The sequence below is a fragment of the Peribacillus sp. NPDC094092 genome, from assembly GCF_050279365.1.
Taxonomy (GTDB): Bacteria; Bacillota; Bacilli; order Bacillales; family DSM-1321; genus Peribacillus.
On the sequence record NZ_JBNNUC010000007.1, the window covers coordinates 64,695 to 88,375 of the forward strand.

The window sequence follows — 23,681 nt, forward strand, 5'->3', positions numbered from 1 at the left end:
AGGGGGAAATATACATGATTGAAATAAAGAACCTGCATAAACAATTTGGACAAACAGAGGTTTTAAAGGGAATCGATCTAAAAATTGAGGAAGGCCATACAGTTTGTATTATTGGTCCATCGGGTTCAGGGAAAACAACCTTGTTACGTTGCCTGAATTTATTGGAAACGCCTACAAAAGGGACCATTAAGCTTGGAAAGTTTTCTTTGGATTTTCAGGATAAAAAACCAGTTCCAAAAGATACGGTGATTAAATTCCGTCAACAAACGGGTATGGTTTTCCAAGGTTACAATTTGTTCCCTCATATGACTGCCCTTGAAAATGTTATGGAAGGTCTTGTTTACGTTCGTAAACAAGACAAGGAATCCTCTCATACGAAGGCTCTTCAATTGCTGAAAAAGGTAGGATTATCAGAACGGGCGAACCACTATCCATCCCAGCTATCCGGTGGACAACAACAACGTGTAGGAATTGCACGGGCGATGGCTATGGAACCCGAAGTTTTGCTTTTTGATGAACCTACATCCGCGTTAGATCCTGAGTTAGTTGGTGAGGTTCTAAAGGTCATGAAAGAACTTGCTAAAGAAGGAATGACCATGGTTGTAGTGACACATGAAATGAATTTTGCGCGTGAAGCAGCGGATAAAGTCGTATTTATTGATAAAGGTGTAATCGTTGAAGAAGGAACACCTCAACAAATTTTTGAAAATACAGGGCATGAACGGACATTACAATTTTTAAATAGACTTTGTTCATAGTAAGGGCAGGTACCCCAAGCTGCGGAGGAATAGAAAACTCGTTACTCGGCACTTTCCCGCAGGTTAGGACGACAGAATCTTAAAAGTTTTACCCTGGGATTGCAAATTTCAATTGCAATCTTTTTTTGAATATTTATGAAAATATTTTCAAACTTGGGAATCGAAAACTAGTACGGAACGATACACGATGGATTTTGCAGTTTTAGAGGCTCAGAATGATTCTTCCGTTAAAATGTTAATCCTTTGCAGCCCGCATAATCCGGTGGGAAAGGAAAGGTCTGGACACGAGAAGAGCTCACATGGTCTAGGGGGAGAAGGCTTTATGAGAATGAATATCGCATGTCCCCGCTCTACTATGGAAAAAGCTCTACTTCAGTTAGAACAAGCAGTCAAGCAACTTTCCCAAACAGGAAAGTAAAACATAAGGAATATTGGGGAGGAATTAAAATGGAACACACGAATGAATATGATTTCAAAAATTTTGTTCATGATATGACGGTTATGGTGGAACGGAGTCAGAATGATAACGAATGTGTTGTGGAAGCAGAAAGGTTAGTTGGTAAATTAATTCAATCCCAGTCATGGCTTCCTTCTGAGAAAATTGGACCAAGTGAGGAAGGGTACTCGCGGCATCCGTTGTATTGTGACCCAGAGGATCGTTTCGAAGTGATTGCGCTAGTCTGGAAGCCCGGTCAGAAGACCACTCTTCATGATCACGATGATACATGGGGAGCAGAAGGGGTTGTCGCGGGTAAGGTTAAAGTGACTAATTATATACGATTAGAGGAATTATCTGGGGGCAATATTGTTAAGTTACAGCATACTGATACTATCATTGTAAACGAGCAGAATACAGGAAAGCTACTGCCACCAGCAGATTGTCATATCTTGGAGGGGGTAGGTAATAAACCAGCTATCACGATCCATGTTTATGGAAAGCAATTGAGAAAATTTCGTGTATTCACCCCTTTAGACGAAGAGGGGCTATATCTTGCAAAAGAAAAGCGGGTTGAATACTCCCCTGCTTAGAATCGGATAAATAGTAAAAGTGTGGTCCGGTCTGTCCTTACATCCAAAGATGAGGCAGGCTCTACTGTTTAATGAGCTCATTCCTTGTTGTCCTTTTAGCCATGTGTGTAACGGGAATGCTGGAATAATCTAGGGTTCTTAGTTCTTTAGTGGTGCCAATGGATTTGCAAATATTGTTCAAGTGTTACAACAACTATCTTGTATCTTTCCTTTATAACTTTCTTGGCTTTTAATCCATCGTTTGAAATTTGAGTTGGTACATGTTTTCTTGGTCTTGAAAAAAATTTTTCTCAAACGTGATAGAAAATAGGAATGATTATCCTATAAGAGGCTGAAAAAATAGTGATTTTGCAAGGAATTAAAGATTGGCACGAATATTGCAAATTAATATTCATGATAGGAGATAAGGAGGTAAGCGATGTATAAAGCCGTTATTCTAGGAACTGGACCTGCTGGGTTAACCGCAGCAATCTATTTAGCACGTGCTAACATAAGTTCTTTGGTCATTGAAGGGCCTGAACCAGGGGGGCAATTGACATTGACAACAGATGTCGAGAATTTTCCTGGTTTCCCTGAAGGGATTATGGGACGAGAGTTGATGCAGAACATGCGAAAGCAAGCTGAGTTTTTTGGAGCAAAGTTTAAAAGAGGCTGGGTTAAAAAAGTCGATTTTTCCAATAACCCTTTTACCTTAACGGTGGAAGGAATAGGGGAGCTTAAAACGCAATCTTTAATCATTTCAACGGGAGCCTCAGCAAAACTTTTGGAGATTCCAGGGGAAAGAAAAAATATTGGGCGTGGGGTAAGCACCTGTGCAACATGCGATGGATTTTTCTTTAGAGGAAAGAAAATTATCGTTGTCGGGGGCGGAGATTCTGCTATGGAAGAGGCAAATTTTTTAACGAAGTTTGCTTCTGAGGTTCAGGTTGTTCACCGCAGAAAGGAGCTTCGCGCTTCCCAAATTATGCAAGACCGTGCCAAAAAGAATCCAAAAATTACGTGGAGCTTAAATTCCATTCCTGAAGAAGTGATCGCAGGGGATCGACACGTTACTGGCTTGAAAGTAAAAAACAGCGAAACAGGAAAAGAGGAAGTTCTGGAAACTGATGGTATTTTTATAGCCATTGGGCACAAACCGAATACAGCATTTTTAGACAATCAAATCAAAACAGACGATATGGGATATATCATGGTGAATCCTGGTACAACCGAAACGAATATCCCAGGTGTATTTGCCTGCGGGGATGTTCAAGATCATAAATACCGCCAGGCCATTACAGCTGCGGGAAGTGGTTGTATGGCTGCTCTGGATTGCGAAAAATATCTTGATGCAAGTGAATTATGTAGTGAAAACAATCAATCTATCAAAGAGAACCAAATATGGGGAGGATTTTAATAATGAAAGAGATTAAAACAAAGCAAGAGTTTGAAGAGGCGATTTTATCAACAAAACCAGTTTTGGCCAAATTCTATGCCGAATATTGCCCAGACTGTCAGCATACCGATTTATTTATGCCTATCTTGGAAGAAGCGTATAGAGAAAGAGTAGATATGTTTGCAGTAAATCGTGAACATTTCCCAGAGGTATTAGAGGAGCTGGAAGTGTACGGAATTCCAAGCTTTATTGCTTTTAAAGAAGGGAAGGAACTGAACCGCTTTGTAAGTAAACTTGGAAAAAGTCAAGAAGAGGTTGAACAGTTTCTTAATCAAATTGTAGAGGCAAGTGGAAAACTGGGATAGAAAACCCTTCTTGCCTGGAGTCTATATTGACCCTCTTTTTAGTCTCAACAATCTTATCAACTATTTATTCATAGAAACTATACAGCCTATAGAGTTCAAATAACACAAAGCCTAATTTCTCGGTGTTAAAAGCGAGTAATTAGGCTTTTTAATATGTGGATTTCCTTCCTGTTGTAAATCTGAATTTTTCCTGATGTTACTCCCTTAGCGTTGGGAAAATCGGCTTCTTTAATCCTAAATTTCTCTTAGCGTAAGTTTTCCGCGTTTTGGTGGCAGGATCCCTAATAAGATAATGTTCTACCAATGGTTAATATCTCAGTATTTCTATATATTAATATAATTGTTTTGCCTGAATCTTTTATTATTTTGGGTAGCGCGGAAAATTTATGTACAGTTTGCTATGGAATGATTATACTTGCTGAAACTGGATTCCTTATGGAGAGGGGCGAAATAAATATGTACTCTGATGTTAAATTATCTGTACAAGAAATATTAGAGAAGAGAAATTTTAGAAATGCAAAAGTGATCGCAGGCACAGGTGGATTGTATAGAACGGTTAAATGGATTCATGTTATGGAAGTAACTCAAATTGAACAACTCCTTAACGGAAGTGAACTAATCCTATCAACAGGAATGGGATTGAAAGAAAGTAAAGAGATTTTCATTACATTCTTCAAACAGCTTATTGATTCCAATGCTGCTGGACTGTGTATTGAATTAGGAACATATATGGCTAGTATCCCAGAAGAAATTATAGAATTAGCCAACCAGCATCATTTTCCCTTAATTGTTTTTTACGAAAAAGTACGATTTGTTGATATTACACAAGATTTGCATACTCTCTTAATCAAAAAACATTATCAAATGATTTCAGATTTAGAAGATTATTCACATCAGTTAAATCAATTACTTCTAAAATCTAACCCACAACAAAAAATCTTGAATTTACTACATAAATATGTGAATATGTCAGTTTGCTTTATTCAAAATCAAGGTGAAACCTATATTGTATCCAACAAATCATCGAAAGAACAGAAGCAAATTCTTCAACAATTGAAAGAGGAAAATATACAAAAACACATGAATGTCGCTCATCAGTCTATTCAAGCATTGAATCAGAAATTTGCCGATTTATTTATTATATCCGAATCAGGTCCGATTTCAGAATTTGAATCACTCATTTTAGACAGAAGCGCTACAGCATTAGCACAATATATATTACGTGTGTTATACGCGGAAGAAAGAAGAAGGACGGAAGTAACGGAATGGATTCAAAAATGGTTAGAAGGAGCACATAGTGAGGATCAAATAAGCAGATTCCTCTCAGGTTTGGACCCTGGTCTTGAACCAAACGGATGTGTCGTTTTACTGTTTAAGATCGATCAGTTAGATGAGGGAAATCCAGAAATTACATACTTAAAAATACTTTTTCGTTCTGTTTTCCTATCACAGGGTTTCTTCCTTTTATCTACTATAAGAGAAAATAAAATCATTTTTATATTAGTAAATAAGCGAAAAAACAATGATTGGAAACATAGAATTGAAGTTGGAATACACCATATACAACAAGCATTGATAGAGGATCGGAAATTTGTTCAAATTAATTTTTGTATTGGAAAGTTTATGGAACATCTAAGCGAAATAAAAAAGAGTTATCACACGGCACAAGAGACATTTATCATTCAAGAGAAAATACCGAAAGCATGCTTTAGTTATTTTTATGAAGAATTATTTATTTTTCGATTAGTGTCTATAGTCAATGAACAAGGTGCACTTGATGATTTTATCTTTGATTATTTAAACCCTGTCCTTCAATATGATCAGCAAAACAATGGAAAACTAATGGAAACATTAAAAACTTATCTTAAATGTAATGGGTCAAAGCAGGAAACCGCAAATAAATTATATATCGTTCGTCAGACTCTTTACCAACGACTTCAAAAATTAAATGATCTATTAGGTGAAAATTTTATGGAATTCCATAAACGACAAGCGATAGAATTTGCTATCACCGCCTATGAATATGTATCTTCTCCTAAATCATAAGTTAATACCATGATCCTGTTATTTTAGACTATTTGTAAATGGTCATACTTGAAATTACCAGAATGTCGTGAAAATTTTGCAATCAAATTTACATACTGTCTACTGAATGCGTTTTCATAAGTGGATAGAATAAATTCATAGAAAGATAATTTCAATCCAGGAGGTTTTACTATGGTAGTAACCCAAAATGTACAAACGTTAAAAAACTTTATTGGAGGAGAGTGGATAGAATCTACAAGCAAACAGATTGAAGAAATACCTAATCCAGCTACGGGAGAGATTATTGCTCGTGTACCACTTTCAAATAGAAAAGAATTAGATGAGGCTGTTGCAACGGCTAAAGAAGCATTTAAAAAATGGAGAAAAGTGGCTGTTCCTCGCCGTGCTCGTATTCTCTTCCGTTATCAACAATTATTGGTCGAAAACTGGGAAGAGTTAGCTAACCTGATTACGCTAGAAAACGGAAAAAGTTATGAAGAAGCTTACGGTGAAGTCCAACGTGGGATTGAATGTGTTGAATTTGCCGCAGGTGCACCAACTTTAATGATGGGTCAGCAACTTCCGGATATTGCTACTGATATTGAATCTGGTATGTATCGTTACCCAATCGGAGTAATCGGAGGAATCACACCATTTAACTTTCCGATGATGGTTCCATGCTGGATGTTCCCTCTGGCGATTGCATGTGGAAACACGTTTGTATTAAAACCATCTGAAAGAACCCCTTTGTTGGTTAATCGCTTAGCTGAATTGATTAAAGAAGCAGGTCTGCCTGATGGCGTATTAAATATTGTGCATGGTGCACATGACGTTGTTAATGGCATTCTGGACAATGAGGATGTGAAGGCCGTATCCTTTGTTGGTTCTCAACCTGTTGCTGAGTATATCTACAAAACTGCAGCTGCTAACGGCAAACGTGTCCAAGCTCTTGCAGGTGCAAAGAATCATTCCATTGTCATGCCGGGTGCTGATTTAGACAACGCTGTAAACAATATCATCAATGCGGCATTTGGATCTGCAGGTGAACGTTGTATGGCAGCTTCCGTTGTTGTTGCAGTAGGAAACGTTGCTGATGAATTAATAAGTCGAATCAAATTAGCAACTGATGGCATTACAATTGGAAATGGTATGGATGAAGGCGTGTTCCTTGGGCCAGTCATTCGTGAGTCACACCAAAAACGTACGATTCATTATATTGAAATGGGTGAAAAAGAGGGAGCTTCTTTGATCCGGGATGGAAGAAAAGATGTAGTGAATGAGCAAGGATATTTTGTTGGCCCTACGATCTTCGACAACGTCCAACCTGAAATGAAAATTTGGCAGGATGAAATTTTTGCTCCAGTGTTATCGATTGTTCGAGTTGATACCTTAGAGGAAGCCATTGAAATGACAAATAAGTCCGATTTTGCAAATGGGGCATGCTTATATACTGACAGTGCTAAAGCAATCCGTGAATTCCGTGAAGAAATCGATGCAGGTATGCTAGGTATCAATCTTGGAGTACCCGCTCCTATGGCATTCTTCCCTTTCTCTGGTTATAAGAAATCCTTCTATGGCGATCTCCATGCAAATGGAAAAGATGGAGTAGAATTCTATACCCGTAAGAAAATGCTTACTGCTCGTTATTAAAAATAGTGATGAAATAAAAAAATGATTGGAGGTCGGTTGTGGTGCTAACCCAAACACAAAATTTGCAAAAATTAGATGAAAAATATCTTTGGCATTCAATGAGAGGGGCGAATCCTAGCCCATCCAATTTAGTTATCACAAAAGCAGAAGGAGCATGGGTAACGGATATTGATGGAAATCGTTATTTAGATGGTATGTCTGGTCTTTGGTGCGTGAATGTTGGGTATGGGCGAAAAGAGCTCGCGAAAGCGGCTTATGAGCAGCTTGTAGAAATGCCGTACTTCCCATTAACCCAGAGTCATGTTCCCGCGATTAAATTGGCAAAAAAGTTGAATGAATGGCTTGGGGGCGATTACGTTATTTTCTTCTCGAACAGTGGATCAGAAGCGAATGAAGCCGCGTTTAAAATTGCTCGCCAATATCACCAACAAAAAGGGGATCACGGACGCTACAAATTTATTTCTCGCTATCGCAGTTATCACGGTAATTCAATGGGTGCGCTTGCATCAACAGGTCAAGCACAACGAAAGTACAAATATGAACCATTAGGGCAGGGGTTTCTGCATGTTGCACCACCTGATACGTATCGCAATCCAGATGATGTTCATACACTAAAAAGTGCCGAAGAAATTAATCGTGTCATGACTTGGGAGTTAAGTGAAACGGTGGCCGGGGTAATTATGGAGCCGATTATTACTGGGGGAGGAATTTTAATGCCCCCTGATAGATACATGGCGAAAGTAAAAGCGATTTGTGAGAATCATGGCGCCTTGCTGATTTGTGATGAGGTCATATGCGGGTTCGGTCGGACAGGGAAACCATTCGGATTTATGAACTATGGAGTCAAGCCTGATATCATTACGATGGCGAAAGGAATTACTAGTGCTTACCTTCCGTTATCGGCAACGGCAGTCAAAAGAGAGATTTACGATGCTTACTTAGGCAGTGAGGATTATGATCGTTTCCGTCATGTGAATACGTTCGGGGGAAGCCCTGCCGCTTGCGCCTTAGCTTTGGAAAATTTAAGGATTTTAGAAAATGAAAATCTCATCGAACGCTCCGAAGAATTGGGGGAACGCCTATTACGTGAACTAGAGGATGTAAAGACACATCCAAATGTGGGGGATGTACGCGGAAAAGGCCTACTTCTTGGTATTGAACTGGTAGAAGATAAACAAACAAAAGAACCTGCGTCCATTGAAAAGGTGAACAAAGTTATTAGTGCTTGTAAAGAAAGAGGTTTAATTATTGGTAAGAATGGTGACACCGTTGCGGGATACAATAATATATTGCAGCTTTCTCCCCCCTTAAGTATTACAGATGACGACTTTGCCTTTATCGTCAAAACACTTAAAGTAAGCTTAACTCAAATATGATATTTGTAAGTAGGTCACGTTATTCTTGATTATTCAATAATCACCAAAAAGGTATACTAATAGCCGAAGTAATAAAATCTGGGCGATGGCGATGTTGGGTTAAAGAGCAAAAAGTTTTGTGGACTTATAATGATTTGAGATTGTTCTGATGAGTCAATCGTGCTATTCCCAAAATGAGCTTTCAATGACTCCAAACTTTGTTTTTGAATAGGGATTTATTTGCGGCAAAAAAGGTAGGTTAACCTTCTATAGGATAGTAGATCACCTGTAAGGAAAGCATTTGGGAGAAAGTTTGCGGGATTGAACTGGTGGTTTTTACCTTAATGCTTGATTACGATAAATTTTTAAAGAATGATTCTAACTCTCTTAAAATTTTTACATTGCACTTGATAACCAAGGTGTGTAAATTAGTGATAATTTTAGCGAATTTAACCTTTATATAAAAGGGAAATTATGTATCTCAGCTGGGTCAATGATTTCATGGAAAATACACCCCTAACTCAATGCAAAAGGCAGAAGCATTTTGTCGAACGAGATTTTTAAGATACGACAAACAAACGTTTTTGTCACCATAACTTTTAACCAGGAGCTGGATAGATAATGGGGAAAACTGCGATTGAATCAAATAATCAAGAATCGAACAAGCAAGTTATAAAGAGGAAAAGAATTAACTTCACAATGCCCCATAGTTATGTTTTTATGGGAATGATGATTTTCTTAGCTGGGATTTTAACATACATTGTACCTGCAGGTGAATTTAATAGAGTGGAAGATCCGGCTACTGACAGAATAGTTGTCGTACCTGATTCTTATAAGCTTATTGAACAATCACCAGTTAGTTTTTTTGATTTGTTTTTGAGCATTCAAAGAGGAATGATAAATGCAGCGGAAATCATTTTTTATGTCCTTTTTTCCTATGGTTTTATTTTTATGCTAACAAAAACTGGAGCCTTTAATTGCGGCATTGGGGCACTGTTAAAGAAAATGAAGGGAAAAGAAAATTTCATTGCCCCTATTTTTATGCTTGTCTTTGGACTTATGGGTGCAACCTTTGGAATGTATGAAGAAAGCTATGGATACATTCCCCTAATGATGGGGATTGCTGTTGCCCTTGGATATGATGCATTGGTTGGTGTTGCCATTGTTTATGTGGGCATAACTACGGGTTTTTCAGCATCCATAACAAACCCATTTACCATTGGAATAGCTCAGAGCATTGCAAAAATCCCTTTGTTTTCTGGAACTGGGTTTCGCATTATAGCTTTTATAGCCTTTATGTCCCTGTCAATTTTTTATGTTATGCACTATGCAAATAAAGTGAAAAAAAACCCGGATGCAAGCCTTGTAAAAGACATAGAGTTTCCCTTTCTTTCAGATATAAGAAAAGGGGTGCTATCAGAGCAAAAATTTACTACACGGCATAAAATTAGCATAATATTGTTTGTAGGTACCATTCTAACTTTAATTATGGGAACGGTTAAATTTAAATGGCATCTTCCAGAATTATCAGCTGTCCTCATTATGATGATGATTGTCATAGGTTTAGTAAACAAGCTTACTTTTGCACAAATTGCAGATACATTTATAGAGGCATGTAAAACCATGGTATTTGCTGCTCTCATTATTGGCCTAGCTAATGCTATATTAGTTGTTTTTCAAGAAGGGCACATTATAGATACAATTGTGCATGCTATGGCGTATGTTATAAAGGACCTATCGCCGATGATTTCTGCAAGCTCTATGGTCATTGGACAAACCTTACTTAATTTATTTATTCCTTCAGCATCTGCCGCGGCAGCGATTTCAATGCCCATTATGACGCCGCTAGCGGATCTTGTCGGTCTGAATCGCCAAATTGCCGTTCTGGCTTTCCAATTTGGAGACGGATTTGCAAATATGTTTTGGCCTCATACTGTTGCTGTTATATGCGGGATTGCCTGCATACCAATTGATCGTTGGTATAAATTTTTATGGCCGCTTTTCCTTTCAATTCTAAGCTTGGAGATCATATTTGTCATCATTGCAGTAGCTATTGATTATGGACAGTAATTGAACGGTGAAAGGGATGGTCTACTTGTATAAAAGTTTAGAAGAATTAAAAAAACATCGAGTATTTTACTATTTTTCAGAAATATCAAATATCCCTAGGGGTTCTGGCAATGAGAAAGCGATCAGCGACTATTTGGTTCGCTTTGGAAAAGAACGTCATTTAGAGGTCATACAGGATGAGGCATTGAATGTCATTATAAAAAAGAAAGCTACACCTGGATATGAGAATATACCAACCGTCATTATCCAAGGGCATATGGATATGGTTTGTGAAAAGAATAAAGGGACTCTTCATGATTTTGAAAAAGATCCGCTTCTATTAAGGATTGTAGGAGATATGCTATATGCAACAGATACAACATTAGGTGCTGATAATGGAATTGCAGTTGCCTATGCTCTTGCTTTATTAGATTCAGATGAAATCCCCCATCCCTCCCTTGAGGTTGTTATCACAACAGAAGAAGAAACCACTATGGGGGGAGCATTAGCTGTTGATCCTGCTAACCTAAACGGTAAAATTTTCATTAATATTGATTCAGAAGAAGATAACAAGTTATTGGTAAGCAGTGCAGGTGGGATAAAAGTAATCCAAACTCTTCCGATAGTTTGGCAAGATATCCCTAAGGATGTATCGGCTTATTGTATTAGCGTAAGAGGATTAAAGGGAGGACACTCTGGTATATCTATCAATAAGGGAAGGGGGAATTCCAATAAGATAATAGGTCGATTATTATATGATTTGTTAGCTGAATTCCCTTATTTTATTCAACAAATCAATGGTGGCGTAGCAGTAAATGCAATTCCACGTGAAGCTGATGCAATTATTTTGCTTCATTCAGACTCTGTTGAGAAACTAGAAAATAAAATTGACGAGTGGAATGTTATTTTTAAAAACGAGCTGCAAACTTCTGACCCAGATGTATATATAAGCCTTGAAAACATCAAGTTTGATTTTACCAAGGTTTTTTCGGAAGAAACAATGCGTAAGGCAATTACCTCTCTGATGTTAATTCCAAACGGTATTCAAAGCATGAGTATGGAGATAGAAGGGTTGGTCGAAAGCTCGACTAACTTAGGAGTTGTTACAACATTAGATACAGAGATAAAGTTTGAAAGTGATACGAGAAGTTCGGTGAAAAGTCTAAAGTACAATATAGTTAGTAAAGCCAAAATAGTAGCAGATACACTTGGGTGCCAATTTACTACCGAGTGCAATTATCCAGAATGGCCATATAATCCCAACTCAAACATTCGAAAGTTATTTGAAAAAATTCACAAGCAGAAACATGGTACGGATATTGAGATTATCGCAGTTCATGCTGGAATTGAGTGTGGTATCTTTATCGAGAAAATTCCTGGATTAGATGCTATCTCTATTGGTCCTGATATGTACAATGTTCATACTCCCGATGAACATTTGAATATACATTCTACGATGAATAATTGGAAATACTTCCTTTCAGTACTAAAAGAAATGAAATCATATAATTGGAAGGAAAATAGTATGTAGTAAGAATCGAAAAATGATTCTGGTGCAAAAAAATAGGGCAAAATTAAATGAACTTTAATTAATAATGCTTCAGTTTTATTCGTAATAAATCCTTTATGATGAACTTTTATGATAAAAAAGGTAACTGGTAGGTATGTATGCTAGCACAAGAGCCTTACCAGGTTAATAAAGCTGGTGACTATCCCTATACCTGTCACTTTGACCGAATAATTTGCGCTTATTTTAAGTGTTATTTTACACATCCAACTTTAAAAGCCCAGCTACCTTCACATAAGAAGATAAGCTGGGTTTCTTAATAATTTACATCAAATCATTTATAGAACTATTCTAATCTGTTTAGTAAAAAAAGCAACTGCAGCAACTGCTTATTGTTCAGCAATCGCTTCGTTTTCTTGAATACTAACTGTAACTGATCACGATTCATTATTCCTCAGTGTCTCTTCAAAAGGCTTTCCAAGCTGGGCTAATCTCAGAAGACAAGTCTCATAAATCAAACCAAAGCAGGTTACTTCATATCTATTTTTTCCTCGAAATCAATCCGTCATTTTCCGAAACACCGCAATGCAAATCATGATTAAAGGTAAAAGAAACCCAACGGTATATGAAAAAAGTACTGCAAATTCTTGATCCCAAGTTTGTTGCTCAATGACATTTGAAAACATTACGAGTGAAAGGGTCAAACTAACTCCCCCCAAAGGTAATGTTAAAGGTCGATGATTTTTTAAATTAAAGATTTGTGCGATACCGATAGTAACTGCATATAAATAAATTGTCATTTTCATATAAATCGAAAGAATCCACATGATAGCTAATACTGCTTCAATACGTTGTACAAAATTTCCTATATTAATTTTTCTCGCTAGTGCATAAGTGGGATAAGTATGCCTAGCAGTACTATCAGTTCCAAGTACAGATATAGTTAAGAAGATGACGAGAATCATTACAATACCGCCGATTAGGTATCCAATCATGAAAGATTTACTTGCGGCTTTTGGTTGATTCACAAATGCCGGAAAAATCATTAACAATACTACGGAAGTAACTGTAGAGAATTCTACAAAGAAAAAGATTGCCCTCAACAATGGTTTAGTTTCTACCTCAAATACAGGCTGAAGGTTTTCAAGATTGATTTGAGGAGCAATAAAAACTATCAAAATGATAAAAAGAATGAAGAAAAACACAATGAAAATTTCAGCGCTACGGGTAAACGTCTCTAATCCAAGACGAACACTCATGATTACAATAGTGGCCATTGAAATATGAATTGCAGCTATAGGTGTCTGTGGGAAAAATTGTATACTAATGAATTTTCCTGCATAGAACAAAAGTTCAGATCCATATAAAAATATCATTGAAAGAAAAAAAAGAGAAATTATTTTACCGATCCATTTTCCAAACAGATTTTCATGCATTTCTACAAACGTTTTACCAGGAAACAACAGCCCAAGCTTGCTGTATAACCAGATGATAATTAACCCAACAGCTACGCCTAAAACAGCTGCAATCCAACCATCCTGTTTCGCCTCGGCAGCCATTGTTGTCGGAACAGTGATAATTGTTGTACCAATCGTAAAAAATGTCACTAGTGTTCTGAATTGGCGCGCTGATATTTTTTCGGTTTCCAGCATCTATTTTCCACCTTCTTTATTTAACAAAAATCCATAGTTCATTTAGATTCTCACCCTCTTGTGATCTATAAGCATTTTTGGCTTTACTTGGAGATTTTAAACATACTTTAAAGTCGAACTTATTTGCTCAATTTAAAAGAGATTTAACTTCTGGAAGGACAAAGGAAGGGATTTAGGCCGCAAGGAAACGAGGGAAACATCTTGGAAGAGCGAAAACCGATGAGGAAAGATGAATTATGCCTTATATCTAATAGGTCAAGGGATGAGTCGTACGGATGCTGTGAAAAGGCGGTATCTCGTATGATTCTGTACCAGAAGATACAGGAAGGTAACGCAGACAATAAATAATGAACATGGCAAAGTATAGATACTGCATGATTATTGTCCTTTGCCCCTGGTTACACGAACGCTGGTACTGGACCTATTTGCTATTCCCGAAAATAAGTATTATTGAAGAGAGCAGCCCCTGTATTCGATATAGGGTATTGGAATCCAATTATTCGTTAAATTTCAATTTTAAGTGCAAATGTTTTTTGGTGTTTAAATCCTTTATGTGATTTCCTTTTAGAGGGGATGTTCTCTTTTTTAAGATTGTCCTTTACAATGGGTACAGTTTAATTTATAGACTCCGCTTTTATTGTCAAAGTAAGATTCAAAAATATTTGGTCTACATAATACTCATTAGAAACAATCATAAAGCACCTGAAAGCCTTTGGATTCAGGGATTTTTCATGGAACTGTTGTATAAAAATAAAGATGTTTCATTTAGCCGTTTATGGACACAAGTAATGTTATCCCATAATAGAGGCATGAACATTTATGGACAAGTATATAGAAAGACTTTTATATAGCCATAGGGTTGAAGCAGTCTCTGAATTTGATGATAATTTTAATTTATTGTCATATCAAATTGTTGTTTTCCATTTCCATTCCATACTGGCTCACATGGAAAGTTGTTGGTAGAATAAGATGAATGCTTTTGAAGCTGCTGATGTGAACTTGTGCTAGAAAATATTAAAATGAGGACTATGACAGAGGTTCGGAGTCTTTTTAATTAAAGGAAGGTAAAGAGCAGGGGGATTTCGATTATGAGAGAGCAAAATAACCCAGAAGATGGAAGGCATTTAAGGTCAATGAAAACGAGATACAAAATAATTAACGCTGCCCATCATGTCTTTTTAAGGGAAGGGTTTCAACAGACAACGATTAAACAAATTATAGAACAAGCAAAAACAGGGTATGGAACAGCTTATGGTCATTTTAAGGGAAAAGATGACTTGTTAATTATAGTAATGGATGATGTAATGGATAAGTTTTTTAATGTAGCACATATCCCCTTTTTTCCTTCAACAAAAGAAGAAGCAAAAGGAATTATCTTGGATCAGGTATTCGAATTTTTAAAAATAGCAGACACTGAAAGAGAAATAATGAAAGTTTTTTCAGAAGGCATTGGTATTTCAACTACTGTTAACGACAAGTGGGAAGAAATTAGACAAGGGTTTATTCAAAGTATTACTAAGGATATTACTTATTCGCAAGTAAAAGGACTGGCTCGCACAGACTTAAAAGCTGAATTAGTAGCTCGCAGCTGGTTTTTTTCTAATGAAATGTACCAATGGGAAATCGTTTTTAATAAAAATAATAGTCCCCTTGAAGAAATAGCCTTAACATTAACAACGATGTATGTAGACGCAATTTATTTATAAACCTCTTCCTCATAAATATTCTATTAAAAGGAAAGAGTTGGATCAAAAAACGAACATGAGTTAAAATCTCTTCCAATTATGGTATGTTTGTCAGGTAATAGGACTGACTAACTAATAATAAGCGAGATCGCCCTTTCACACAAAAAAAGGCCAATGCTCTTTTTCGAAAGCATTTGGCCAATTTTTATTATATTACGCAATTGCAAGAGTCGTTAAATTTTAAGCTACTACATTTCGCTGAGAATCGAACTTTTCATATTGTTTCTCTACCATTATTTTTCTCAATGTGTTTATAGTACGCCAAACATCTTCATATGAAGTGTAAAGCGCTATTGGCGCAAGGCGAATGATATTTGGTGCGCGGAAGTCTGGAGTAATATTATTTTCTTTAAGTGCCTTACAAATACGAACAGCCTCTTTATGCTCCAGACTAACATGTCCCCCTCGACGCGAGTCATCATTAGGGTTAGCGATGATAAATCCCATATTATCTAATTCAGTAATGATTAAGTCCATCATATATCTAGTAATTTGACGAGACTTTCTATAAATTCTATTGATAGATGCTTCTGAAAAGATTTCTAAAGATCCGATTAATGGAGCCAAACTAAAGATATGTGGGGTCCCGATTTGATAGGCACCTGCTGAATGTTCAAGAGTTAGAACATGTTCCATATCAAACTGCTTTTCTTTGTTGGAACTATACCAACCGGTTAAACCAGGCAATTTTCCAAAGTGCTTTTTATTAATATATATGGACCCAACACTCCCAGGACCAGCGTTTAAATATTTATAGTTGCACCAAATGCCAAAGTCTACATCCCATTCACTAAAAGAATGCGGGATAACACCAGCGGAATGACATGCGTCAAACCCAATTAAAATACCACGTTTATGTGCTTCCTCAGTTAACATTTTTATGTCTAATAATTGCCCACTGCGATAAAGTACTGTAGGTAATAGTATGAGGGCCACTTCATCAGTCATAGCAGCAACCACATCTTCTTCTTCTATTAATCTCCCATCCCTGCTTTCCAAACGAATGAGATGTTCATCTGGATTATAACCATGTAACCGTATTTGGCTTTGTAGTGCATAAATATCAGTTGGAAAATCAAGTGCTGTCGCTATAATTTTGGTTCTATTTCCTTCAGGCTGATAAAAGGTGGATACAACTTGATGTAAATTTGATGATGTAGAACCTGTAACGATGACCTCAGATGGATTAGCACCAACGATTGGTGCCATCTTTTCACCTAATTTTTCCGATAAATAAAACCATGGATAACTACCTTCAGTCCAACCTTCTATCTGAGAACGCCTCCAAGATTCCATAAGCTCTAATAAGCTTTTTTCGGATCGTTTGGACATTAAACCGAGGGAATTTCCATCAAGATAAATCTTATCCTCTGGTATATAAAACTCATTTCGAAATATGGATAGATCATCTCGCTTATCTAGTTCAAGTGCATGCTCCAAAGAAGGATTAAAACAATTACTGTTCATAATATTCACACCTTTCAATTAGTTTAAAATGTAAATACAACTATAAAATAAATACGACTCCATGTCTATAACTTTTATTTTTCAATATTCTAAAATAGAACGATATCTCAATTACAATAGATATAAGCTATTTAAATTCACAAAAAGGTTAGATGGCAAGTCGAAAAATGTTATGGACATGATGTCGGTTTGATATTATAATCCGAATTATAAGAATTTACAGAAAAGTTAGAGGGCGATAAATGGGCTAATAATTTTCTAGATTAGTGATTTATGAAAGCGTTATAAGAGATTCATTAACTACAGTTATTGAGGAGGAAAAAATAATGAATACAAAAAGCTTGGTTTCTTTTAATTTAAACAAATGGATCGAAGAAAATAAGGACTTATTAAAACCACCTGTAAATAATAAGGTCATTTGGGAAGATTCTGAATTTATTGCCATGATTCTTGGTGGACCGAATAGAAGACGTGACTTCCATGTTGACCCGTCCGATGAGTTCTTTTATCAGATTAAAGGTGATTGTTTTGTGGAGTGCATTACGGAAGAGGGGGAGCGTAAAGTTATAACGGTGAAAGAGGGAGAAGTGTTTATGCTTCCCGCAATGGTACCGCATTCACCACACCGGGTCGCCGATACATACGGACTTGTAATCGAACGGAAGCGGGATCAAGGGGAGATGGAAGATTTCGTCTGGTTCTGTGACGAATGTAATGTTGAAATGCATCGCGTAACCGTTCAACTATGTGATATTGAAACACAAGTGAAAAATGCGATTCATAGTTTCAATTCAAATAAGGAAATTAGAGTATGTAAAAATTGCAGCCATGTGATGCCGGAGGAAGTGGAGGAATGGAAATGCGAATAGATTTTCATACACATATCATTCCTGAAAGCTTTCCGGACTTTGCCGAAAAGTATGGTGGTGAACGCTGGCCTGTGCTGGAGCGAACCTGCACATGTGGAGCATCCATTATGGTAGGGGGAAAGAGTTTCCGAGACGTAACCGACCAAGTATGGTCTCCTGAAAAACGCATAGCAGACATGGACCGTGAAGGAGTGGACATCCAAGTTCTATCTCCGATTCCTGTTACCTTCTCGTATTGGGCAAAACCGCAGCATGCCGAGGAAATGGCAAAAATCCAAAACAATTTCATTGCAGAGACCGTAGCTAAGTATCCAGACCGTTTCGTCGGACTAGGAACGGTTCCGATGCAGGATGGTCCAACCGCCGTAAAGGAGATGGATCGCTGTATTAATGAATTACAGCTGCATGGGATTGAAATCGGAACGAATGTGAATGGCAAAAATTTAGATGATCCTTCCTTCATTGAATTTTTCCAAATGGCCGAGAAATGGGAGGTGCCCCTTTTCATTCATCCGTGGGAAACATTGGGTCGTGATCGAATGGCAAACCATAATTTTATGTATACGGTAGGAATGCCTAGTGAAACGGCACTTGCTGCAGCGACGTTAATATGGAGCGGTATTATGGAGAAGTTTCCGAGATTGAAAGTTTGCTTTGCACATGGAGGCGGATCCTTCCCATATATCCTTCCCCGACTAGATAAAGGATGGGAAGTATGGCCTCATTTGCGGTTGACGACTCATCCTCCTAGCTACTATGCAAAGCAATTTTATTTTGATTCGTTAAATTATGATCCAATAAACATTAAGTATATGATTGAGCGATTTGGACACGAGAAAATTTTTATGGGATCAGATTATCCATTCTTGCTCCGTGAAATCGACCCTGGAAAAGTGATTGATGAAACTGTTGAATTAACTGAACAACAAAGGGCAGATATGCTTGGCGAAAATGCTGCTAGGTTCCTGAATATTGAAAAGAAGAAAAGAGGTGCCGTCTATGCCAACAGTGCAAACACCGGAGAGTAGATTGAAGGAAATGGGATTAACCTTATCACCTGTTCGCCCTTCTGTAGGGAATTATGTTAGCTGTGTACGGACAGGGAATTTATTGTTTACAGCTGGACAAGGCGTTGATCAATATCACGGGAAATTGGGAAGAGATTTGACAATCGAGGAAGGTTATCAAGCCGCCCGTCAATCGATGCTGAATGTATTGAGTGCTGTCAGCCATGAGCTGGGTGGGTTAAGCAAGGTGAAGCGCGTTGTCAAAATTCTTGGTTTTGTGAACAGTATGGAAGATTTTACGGCCCAGCCTAAAGTGATGGATGGGGCTTCTGACTTGCTAGTGGAAGTATTCGGGGAAAAAGGTAAGCATGGTCGGTCCGCAGTGGGGATGGCCCAGTTGCCAAACAATACAGCTGTTGAAATTGAAATGACTTTAGAAATTGAGGATGAGGAGGGTGCATGATGAGTAAAGAAGCATTAGTCGAAAAAACAAAAGTAAAAGATGCCAAGCTGTTTATTGATGGAGAATATGTAGAGGCTCTTTCAGGTAAAACCTTTGATACCCTTAATCCTGCTACCAATGCGAAGCTTGCAACTGTTGCCGATGGAAGCGAGGAAGACGCAAAACGCGCCATCGAGGCAGCACAGCGTACATTTGAAAGTGGCGTTTGGAGCAAGATGCCGATTGAGGAAAGATCTGATATTCTTTGCAAAATGTCGGATTTGATCATGGAAAGAGTGGATGAACTCGCTTATGTGGAAACGCTTGACGTTGGGAAGCCGATTAAAGAAAGCCGTGGATTTGACATTCCACGTGCCGCTCAAAACTTCCGCTTTTTTGCAGAGATGGCCAAGTATATGGTGCATGAACATTATGATAAGCACAATGTTATGTCCTATGCCAAATACGCACCGGCTGGTGTTACAAGCTTAATTATCCCTTGGAATTTACCGTTCATGCAAATGACATGGAAAGCTTCTGCTGCTATGGCTTCCGGGAATACTGTTGTGGTAAAACCGGCATCCTATACCCCGTTAAGTGCCGTCATGCTCGGAGAAATCGCTAATGAAGCTGGATTGCCACCTGGGGTGTTAAATATCATCACAGGTCCAGGAAGTACGGTTGGTACGACTATGTCGACACATCCGTATGTCCGCCGCATTTCATTTGTCGGGGAAAGCAATACTGGCAAAAACGTGATGAGAAATGCCGCGAATAACTTAATTCCAGTTTCCTTAGAGTTAGGAGGGAAATCAGCCAACATCGTATTTGAAGATGCGGATTTAGATGAAGCAGTAAAAGGATCTATTGAGGCCATTTATCGTAACCAGGGGGAAATTTGCTTAGCGGGTTCGCGATTGCTCGTCCAAGAAAGCGTTTATGATCAATTTTTAGAAAAGTTCACAGAAGCCGTAAAGAAGATTAAAGTGGGAGATCCGACTGATGAAAATACGGACATGGGAGCCCTTGTATCGAAGGGACATCTAGAGACAGTCGATCAATATGTGCAAATCGGAATTTCTGAAGGAGCCAAACTTGCTCAGGGAGGAAAACGAGTAGCCGGATTTGAAAAAGGAAATTTCTATGAGCCAACCGTTCTTTATGATGTGAACAATAAGATGCGTGTAGCCCAAGAAGAAATTTTCGGTCCTGTTATTGTGATCATTCCATTTAAAACAGAGGAAGATGCCATCCGTATTGCAAATGATTCAATCTACGGCCTAGCAGGCGTCGTTTGGACAAATGATTTAAGGCGAGCACAACGGATCGTTTCTGAAGTGAATGCGGGATTAATGTGGGTTAATTGTTGGTATATCCGTGACTTAAGAACGCCGTTTGGCGGGGCGAAAGCAAGCGGTATCGGCCGTGAAGGAGGCCGTCATAGTTTTGAATTCTACACAGAAGCAAAAACGGTCACGATGAAACTATAATTTTACAAAATAATCTTATCGCGGTACTTATTGAAAGGATCATGATGAAAAGTCTTCTTTAGAATTTTACGATGGTTCCTTTCAAGAAGATAACTCTAAATGTATAGATCTTATACTTTTTGAGTTATCCTCCATTTTAAAAGAAGGGGTGGCTCAATCTATGCAAATGTTATTAGAAAATTTGGCGGAAGAGCTTTTGGAAGCGGAACGGACCAATCAGCCAATCGCTCCAATTACCGATCGTCATAATACATTATCCGTTGCTGACTCTTATCACATTCAGCTGGAGGTTGTAAAAAGGAAGCTTGAGGCAGGGAGAACGATTATCGGAAAAAAAGTGGGGCTGACAAGCAAAGCTATGCAAAATATGTTAGGCGTCGACGAACCTGATTATGGACATTTATTTGATGATATGAAGGTGGAAAATGGAGAAACAGTCAAAATCGATTTGATGGTCGCACCTAAAATCGAAGCGGAAATCGGCTTTATTTTGGGAGAAGATTTAACAGGTCCTAATTTGACATATTTAGATGTCATGATGGCAACGAAATATGTCGTTCCGACGATTGAAATCATTGACAGCCGCATTGCCGATTGGAAAATTAAGCTGGTCGATACGATTGCAGATAATGGTTCATCCGCCAAAGTGGTTGTAGGGGAGAAGTTATCAACGATTGATCAAATCGATTTACGTAGCGCTAGCATGGTTCTTTACAAAAATGAAGAATTGATTGCGGCAGGTGCGGGCGCAGCGGCTCTTGGACACCCTGCTCATGCTGTGGCATGGTTGGCAAATAAGCTTTCTGAATTCAATATTTCGCTGAAAGCAGGAGAATTGATTTTACCTGGGGCTTTATCTGCAGCGATTCTAGTATCGAGTGGAGATACGGTCACAGCTGAATTCGGCTCTCTCGGTTCGGTATCTGTTCGGTTTGAATGATTATAGAAAGAAGGTGGATAGACGTGAAAAAAATAAAAGCGGCCATTGTCGGTTCGGGAAATATCGGTACAGATTTAATGTACAAACTGGAGCGCAGTGATGTCATTGAATTAACGGCGTTAATTGGAATTGATCCGGAATCGGATGGATTAAAAAGAGCGGAAAAGGCTGGTTATCAAACATTTAACAATGGAATACAAGCTCTCGTTGACAACCCGGATTTAGCGGATATTGTGTTTGATGCCACTTCAGCAAAAGCACATGTAAGACACGCTAAGATTTTAAAAGATTTAGGGAAAACAGCGATTGATTTAACTCCCGCAGCGAGAGGACCATTTGTCTCCCCGGCGGTTAATCTTGGAGAAAACCTTGATGCCGAAAACGTAAATATGATTACTTGCGGCGGTCAGGCTACGATTCCGATTGTCAATGCCATCAATAAGGTAGCGGATGTGACGTATGGAGAGATTGTGGCGACTATTGCGAGCCTTAGTGCCGGTCCGGGTACACGAGCGAATATTGATGAATTTACGATTACGACAAGAAGAGGGATTGAGGAAGTGGGAGGAGCTGACCGTGGAAAGGCCATCATTATCTTAAATCCTGCTGATCCACCAATTTTGATGCGTGACACGGTGTATTGTGAAGTGAAAAAGATGGATGAAGAGGCTATTCGCCAGTCTATTTACAATATGGTCCAAAAAGTTCAGGAATATGTTCCAGGGTATCGTTTAAAGCAAGAACCTCTGTTTGACGGCAATCAAGTGACGGTTTTCTTAGAAGTAACGGGAGCAGGTGATTATTTCCCTTCTTATGCCGGGAATCTGGATATCATGACGGCTGCCGCAGCAAAAGTCGCGGAAGACTATGCCCGCCACATGTTGGGAATGACATCGACAGAACAAATAGAAAAGGAAAGGACTGTGGCACATGAGAAGAAATAGTGATAAGCCGATTCAAATCACGGAAGTCAGTTTAAGGGATGGAAGCCATGTAGTCAGGCATCAGTTTACAAAGGAACAAGTGCGGAATGTTGCTAGAGCACTGGATGATGCAGGTATGCATTATATTGAAGTGAGTCATGGCGATGGATTGGGGGGATCCACCCTCCAGTATGGAAAATCTCTTGTCAATGAAATGACGCTTATTGAGGCAGCAGCGGATGAATGCAAACAAGCGACTGTAGCTGTTCTTTTAATTCCGGGAATCGGAACCGTTCATGAATTGAAGGAGGCGCATAAACTTGGTGCGGGTTTGGTGCGCGTTGCTACGCATGTAACGGAGGCAGATGTATCCGCACAGCATATCCAAAAGGCCCGGGACCTTGGAATGGAAACGTTTGGTTTCTTGATGATGTCCCATTCTGCCCCGGTTGAAAAGCTGGTGGAAAAGGCGAAATTAATGGAAAGCTACGGGGCACAGGGCGTCTACATAACAGATTCCGCTGGCGCACTTTTGCCGCACGAAGTTCGCGAACGTGTAAAGGCTCTCCGCGAATCTCTTGAGGTTGAGGTCGGGTTCCACGCACATAATAATTTATCGCTTGCGGTTGCCAACACTCTTGTGGCGATTGAAGAGGGAGCGACGAGAATAGACGGAAGCGTACGCTGCCTGGGCGCCGGGGCAGGCAACACGCAAACGGAAGCCCTGCTTGCTGTACTTAATAGAATGGGAATGGATACAGGGATTGATTTATATAAAATGATGGATTTAGCTGAAGATGTGGTTGGACCGATTTTACCGGGTTCCCAAGAAATCCGTAAAGGAAGTCTTGTTATGGGATATGCGGGTGTATATTCTAGTTTTTTACTACATGCAGAGCGTGCCGGAAAACGATTCGGCCTAGATCCCAGAGATATTTTGATGGAACTTGGAAGAAGAAAAGCCGTGGGTGGGCAGGAAGATATGATTTTAGATGTAGCTGCGGAGCTGAGCAAGACTAAAGCGGGGGTGTAA

At 38.7% G+C, this 23,681-nt stretch carries 19 protein-coding genes; 17 read left to right on the plus strand and 2 right to left on the minus strand.

The window, feature by feature from the left end:
- Positions 1–14: 14 nt before the first annotated feature.
- The 9 genes from ACQKNS_RS24080 to ACQKNS_RS24120 all read left to right on the plus strand — a co-directional run bounded on the left by ACQKNS_RS24080 (position 15) and on the right by ACQKNS_RS24120 (position 12,137).
- A complete protein-coding gene (locus tag ACQKNS_RS24080) occupies positions 15–758 on the plus strand; it encodes an amino acid ABC transporter ATP-binding protein (RefSeq protein WP_427645774.1) in 744 nt (247 codons plus the stop codon).
- A 447-nt stretch (positions 759–1,205) separates the two neighbouring features.
- A complete protein-coding gene (locus tag ACQKNS_RS24085) occupies positions 1,206–1,787 on the plus strand; it encodes a cysteine dioxygenase (protein WP_427645775.1) in 582 nt (193 codons plus the stop codon).
- 418 nt (positions 1,788–2,205) lie between these two features.
- Entirely contained in the window at positions 2,206–3,183 is a 978-nt protein-coding gene (gene trxB, locus ACQKNS_RS24090; protein ID WP_427645776.1) for a thioredoxin-disulfide reductase, read from the plus strand.
- A 2-nt stretch (positions 3,184–3,185) separates the two neighbouring features.
- Positions 3,186–3,527 carry a thioredoxin family protein gene (locus ACQKNS_RS24095; RefSeq protein ID WP_427645777.1) on the plus strand — a complete coding sequence of 114 codons (342 nt, stop codon included), beginning with the start codon at positions 3,186–3,188 and terminating at the stop codon, positions 3,525–3,527.
- 456 nt (positions 3,528–3,983) lie between these two features.
- Positions 3,984–5,573, plus strand: coding sequence for a PucR family transcriptional regulator (locus ACQKNS_RS24100; protein ID WP_427645778.1), 1,590 nt, complete (start codon positions 3,984–3,986; stop codon positions 5,571–5,573).
- Between the two features lie 171 nt (positions 5,574–5,744).
- A complete protein-coding gene (locus ACQKNS_RS24105) occupies positions 5,745–7,202 on the plus strand; it encodes a CoA-acylating methylmalonate-semialdehyde dehydrogenase (protein ID WP_427645779.1) in 1,458 nt (485 codons plus the stop codon).
- Positions 7,203–7,240: 38 nt separating this feature from the next.
- On the plus strand, positions 7,241–8,578 hold the full coding sequence (locus ACQKNS_RS24110; protein ID WP_427645780.1) for an aspartate aminotransferase family protein: 1,338 nt from the start codon (positions 7,241–7,243) through the stop codon (positions 8,576–8,578).
- 600 nt (positions 8,579–9,178) lie between these two features.
- On the plus strand, positions 9,179–10,627 hold the full coding sequence (locus tag ACQKNS_RS24115) for a YfcC family protein (protein WP_427645781.1): 1,449 nt from the start codon (positions 9,179–9,181) through the stop codon (positions 10,625–10,627).
- 25 nt (positions 10,628–10,652) lie between these two features.
- Entirely contained in the window at positions 10,653–12,137 is a 1,485-nt protein-coding gene (locus tag ACQKNS_RS24120; RefSeq protein ID WP_427645782.1) for an aminoacyl-histidine dipeptidase, read from the plus strand.
- Between the two features lie 533 nt (positions 12,138–12,670).
- Here ACQKNS_RS24120 and ACQKNS_RS24125 read toward each other — a convergent pair.
- Positions 12,671–13,765: a GerAB/ArcD/ProY family transporter gene (locus ACQKNS_RS24125; RefSeq protein ID WP_427645783.1), complete on the minus strand. Its 1,095-nt coding sequence runs from the start codon at positions 13,763–13,765 to the stop codon at positions 12,671–12,673.
- 1,088 nt (positions 13,766–14,853) lie between these two features.
- On the opposite strand from ACQKNS_RS24125, the gene ACQKNS_RS24130 reads away from it, so the two are divergent.
- The gene (locus tag ACQKNS_RS24130) at positions 14,854–15,471 is read left to right on the plus strand and encodes a TetR/AcrR family transcriptional regulator (RefSeq protein ID WP_427645784.1); all 618 of its coding nucleotides are present in this window, start codon (positions 14,854–14,856) and stop codon (positions 15,469–15,471) included.
- 219 nt (positions 15,472–15,690) lie between these two features.
- On the opposite strand, the gene kynU is transcribed toward ACQKNS_RS24130, so the two are convergent.
- A complete protein-coding gene (gene kynU, locus ACQKNS_RS24135) occupies positions 15,691–16,977 on the minus strand; it encodes a kynureninase (protein ID WP_427645785.1) in 1,287 nt (428 codons plus the stop codon).
- Between the two features lie 326 nt (positions 16,978–17,303).
- On the opposite strand from kynU, the gene nbaC reads away from it, so the two are divergent.
- The 7 genes from nbaC (at position 17,304) to dmpG (ending at position 23,681) form a co-directional block, all read left to right on the plus strand.
- Entirely contained in the window at positions 17,304–17,846 is a 543-nt protein-coding gene (gene nbaC / locus ACQKNS_RS24140) for a 3-hydroxyanthranilate 3,4-dioxygenase (protein ID WP_377450686.1), read from the plus strand.
- Entirely contained in the window at positions 17,837–18,874 is a 1,038-nt protein-coding gene (locus ACQKNS_RS24145) for an amidohydrolase family protein (RefSeq protein ID WP_427645786.1), read from the plus strand. Before nbaC ends, ACQKNS_RS24145 begins: the two co-directional genes overlap by 10 nt.
- Positions 18,846–19,316, plus strand: coding sequence for a RidA family protein (locus tag ACQKNS_RS24150; protein ID WP_427645787.1), 471 nt, complete (start codon positions 18,846–18,848; stop codon positions 19,314–19,316). The genes ACQKNS_RS24145 and ACQKNS_RS24150 overlap by 29 nt, the downstream gene beginning before the upstream one ends.
- Positions 19,316–20,785 carry an aldehyde dehydrogenase gene (locus ACQKNS_RS24155; protein ID WP_427645788.1) on the plus strand — a complete coding sequence of 490 codons (1,470 nt, stop codon included), beginning with the start codon at positions 19,316–19,318 and terminating at the stop codon, positions 20,783–20,785. The genes ACQKNS_RS24150 and ACQKNS_RS24155 overlap by 1 nt, the downstream gene beginning before the upstream one ends.
- Before the next feature lie 166 nt (positions 20,786–20,951).
- Positions 20,952–21,725, plus strand: a complete 774-nt coding sequence (locus tag ACQKNS_RS24160; protein ID WP_427645882.1) for a 2-keto-4-pentenoate hydratase — start codon at positions 20,952–20,954, stop codon at positions 21,723–21,725.
- 23 nt (positions 21,726–21,748) lie between these two features.
- Positions 21,749–22,669, plus strand: coding sequence for an acetaldehyde dehydrogenase (acetylating) (locus tag ACQKNS_RS24165; protein WP_427645789.1), 921 nt, complete (start codon positions 21,749–21,751; stop codon positions 22,667–22,669).
- Positions 22,656–23,681 carry a 4-hydroxy-2-oxovalerate aldolase gene (gene dmpG / locus ACQKNS_RS24170; protein ID WP_427645790.1) on the plus strand — a complete coding sequence of 342 codons (1,026 nt, stop codon included), beginning with the start codon at positions 22,656–22,658 and terminating at the stop codon, positions 23,679–23,681. Before ACQKNS_RS24165 ends, dmpG begins: the two co-directional genes overlap by 14 nt.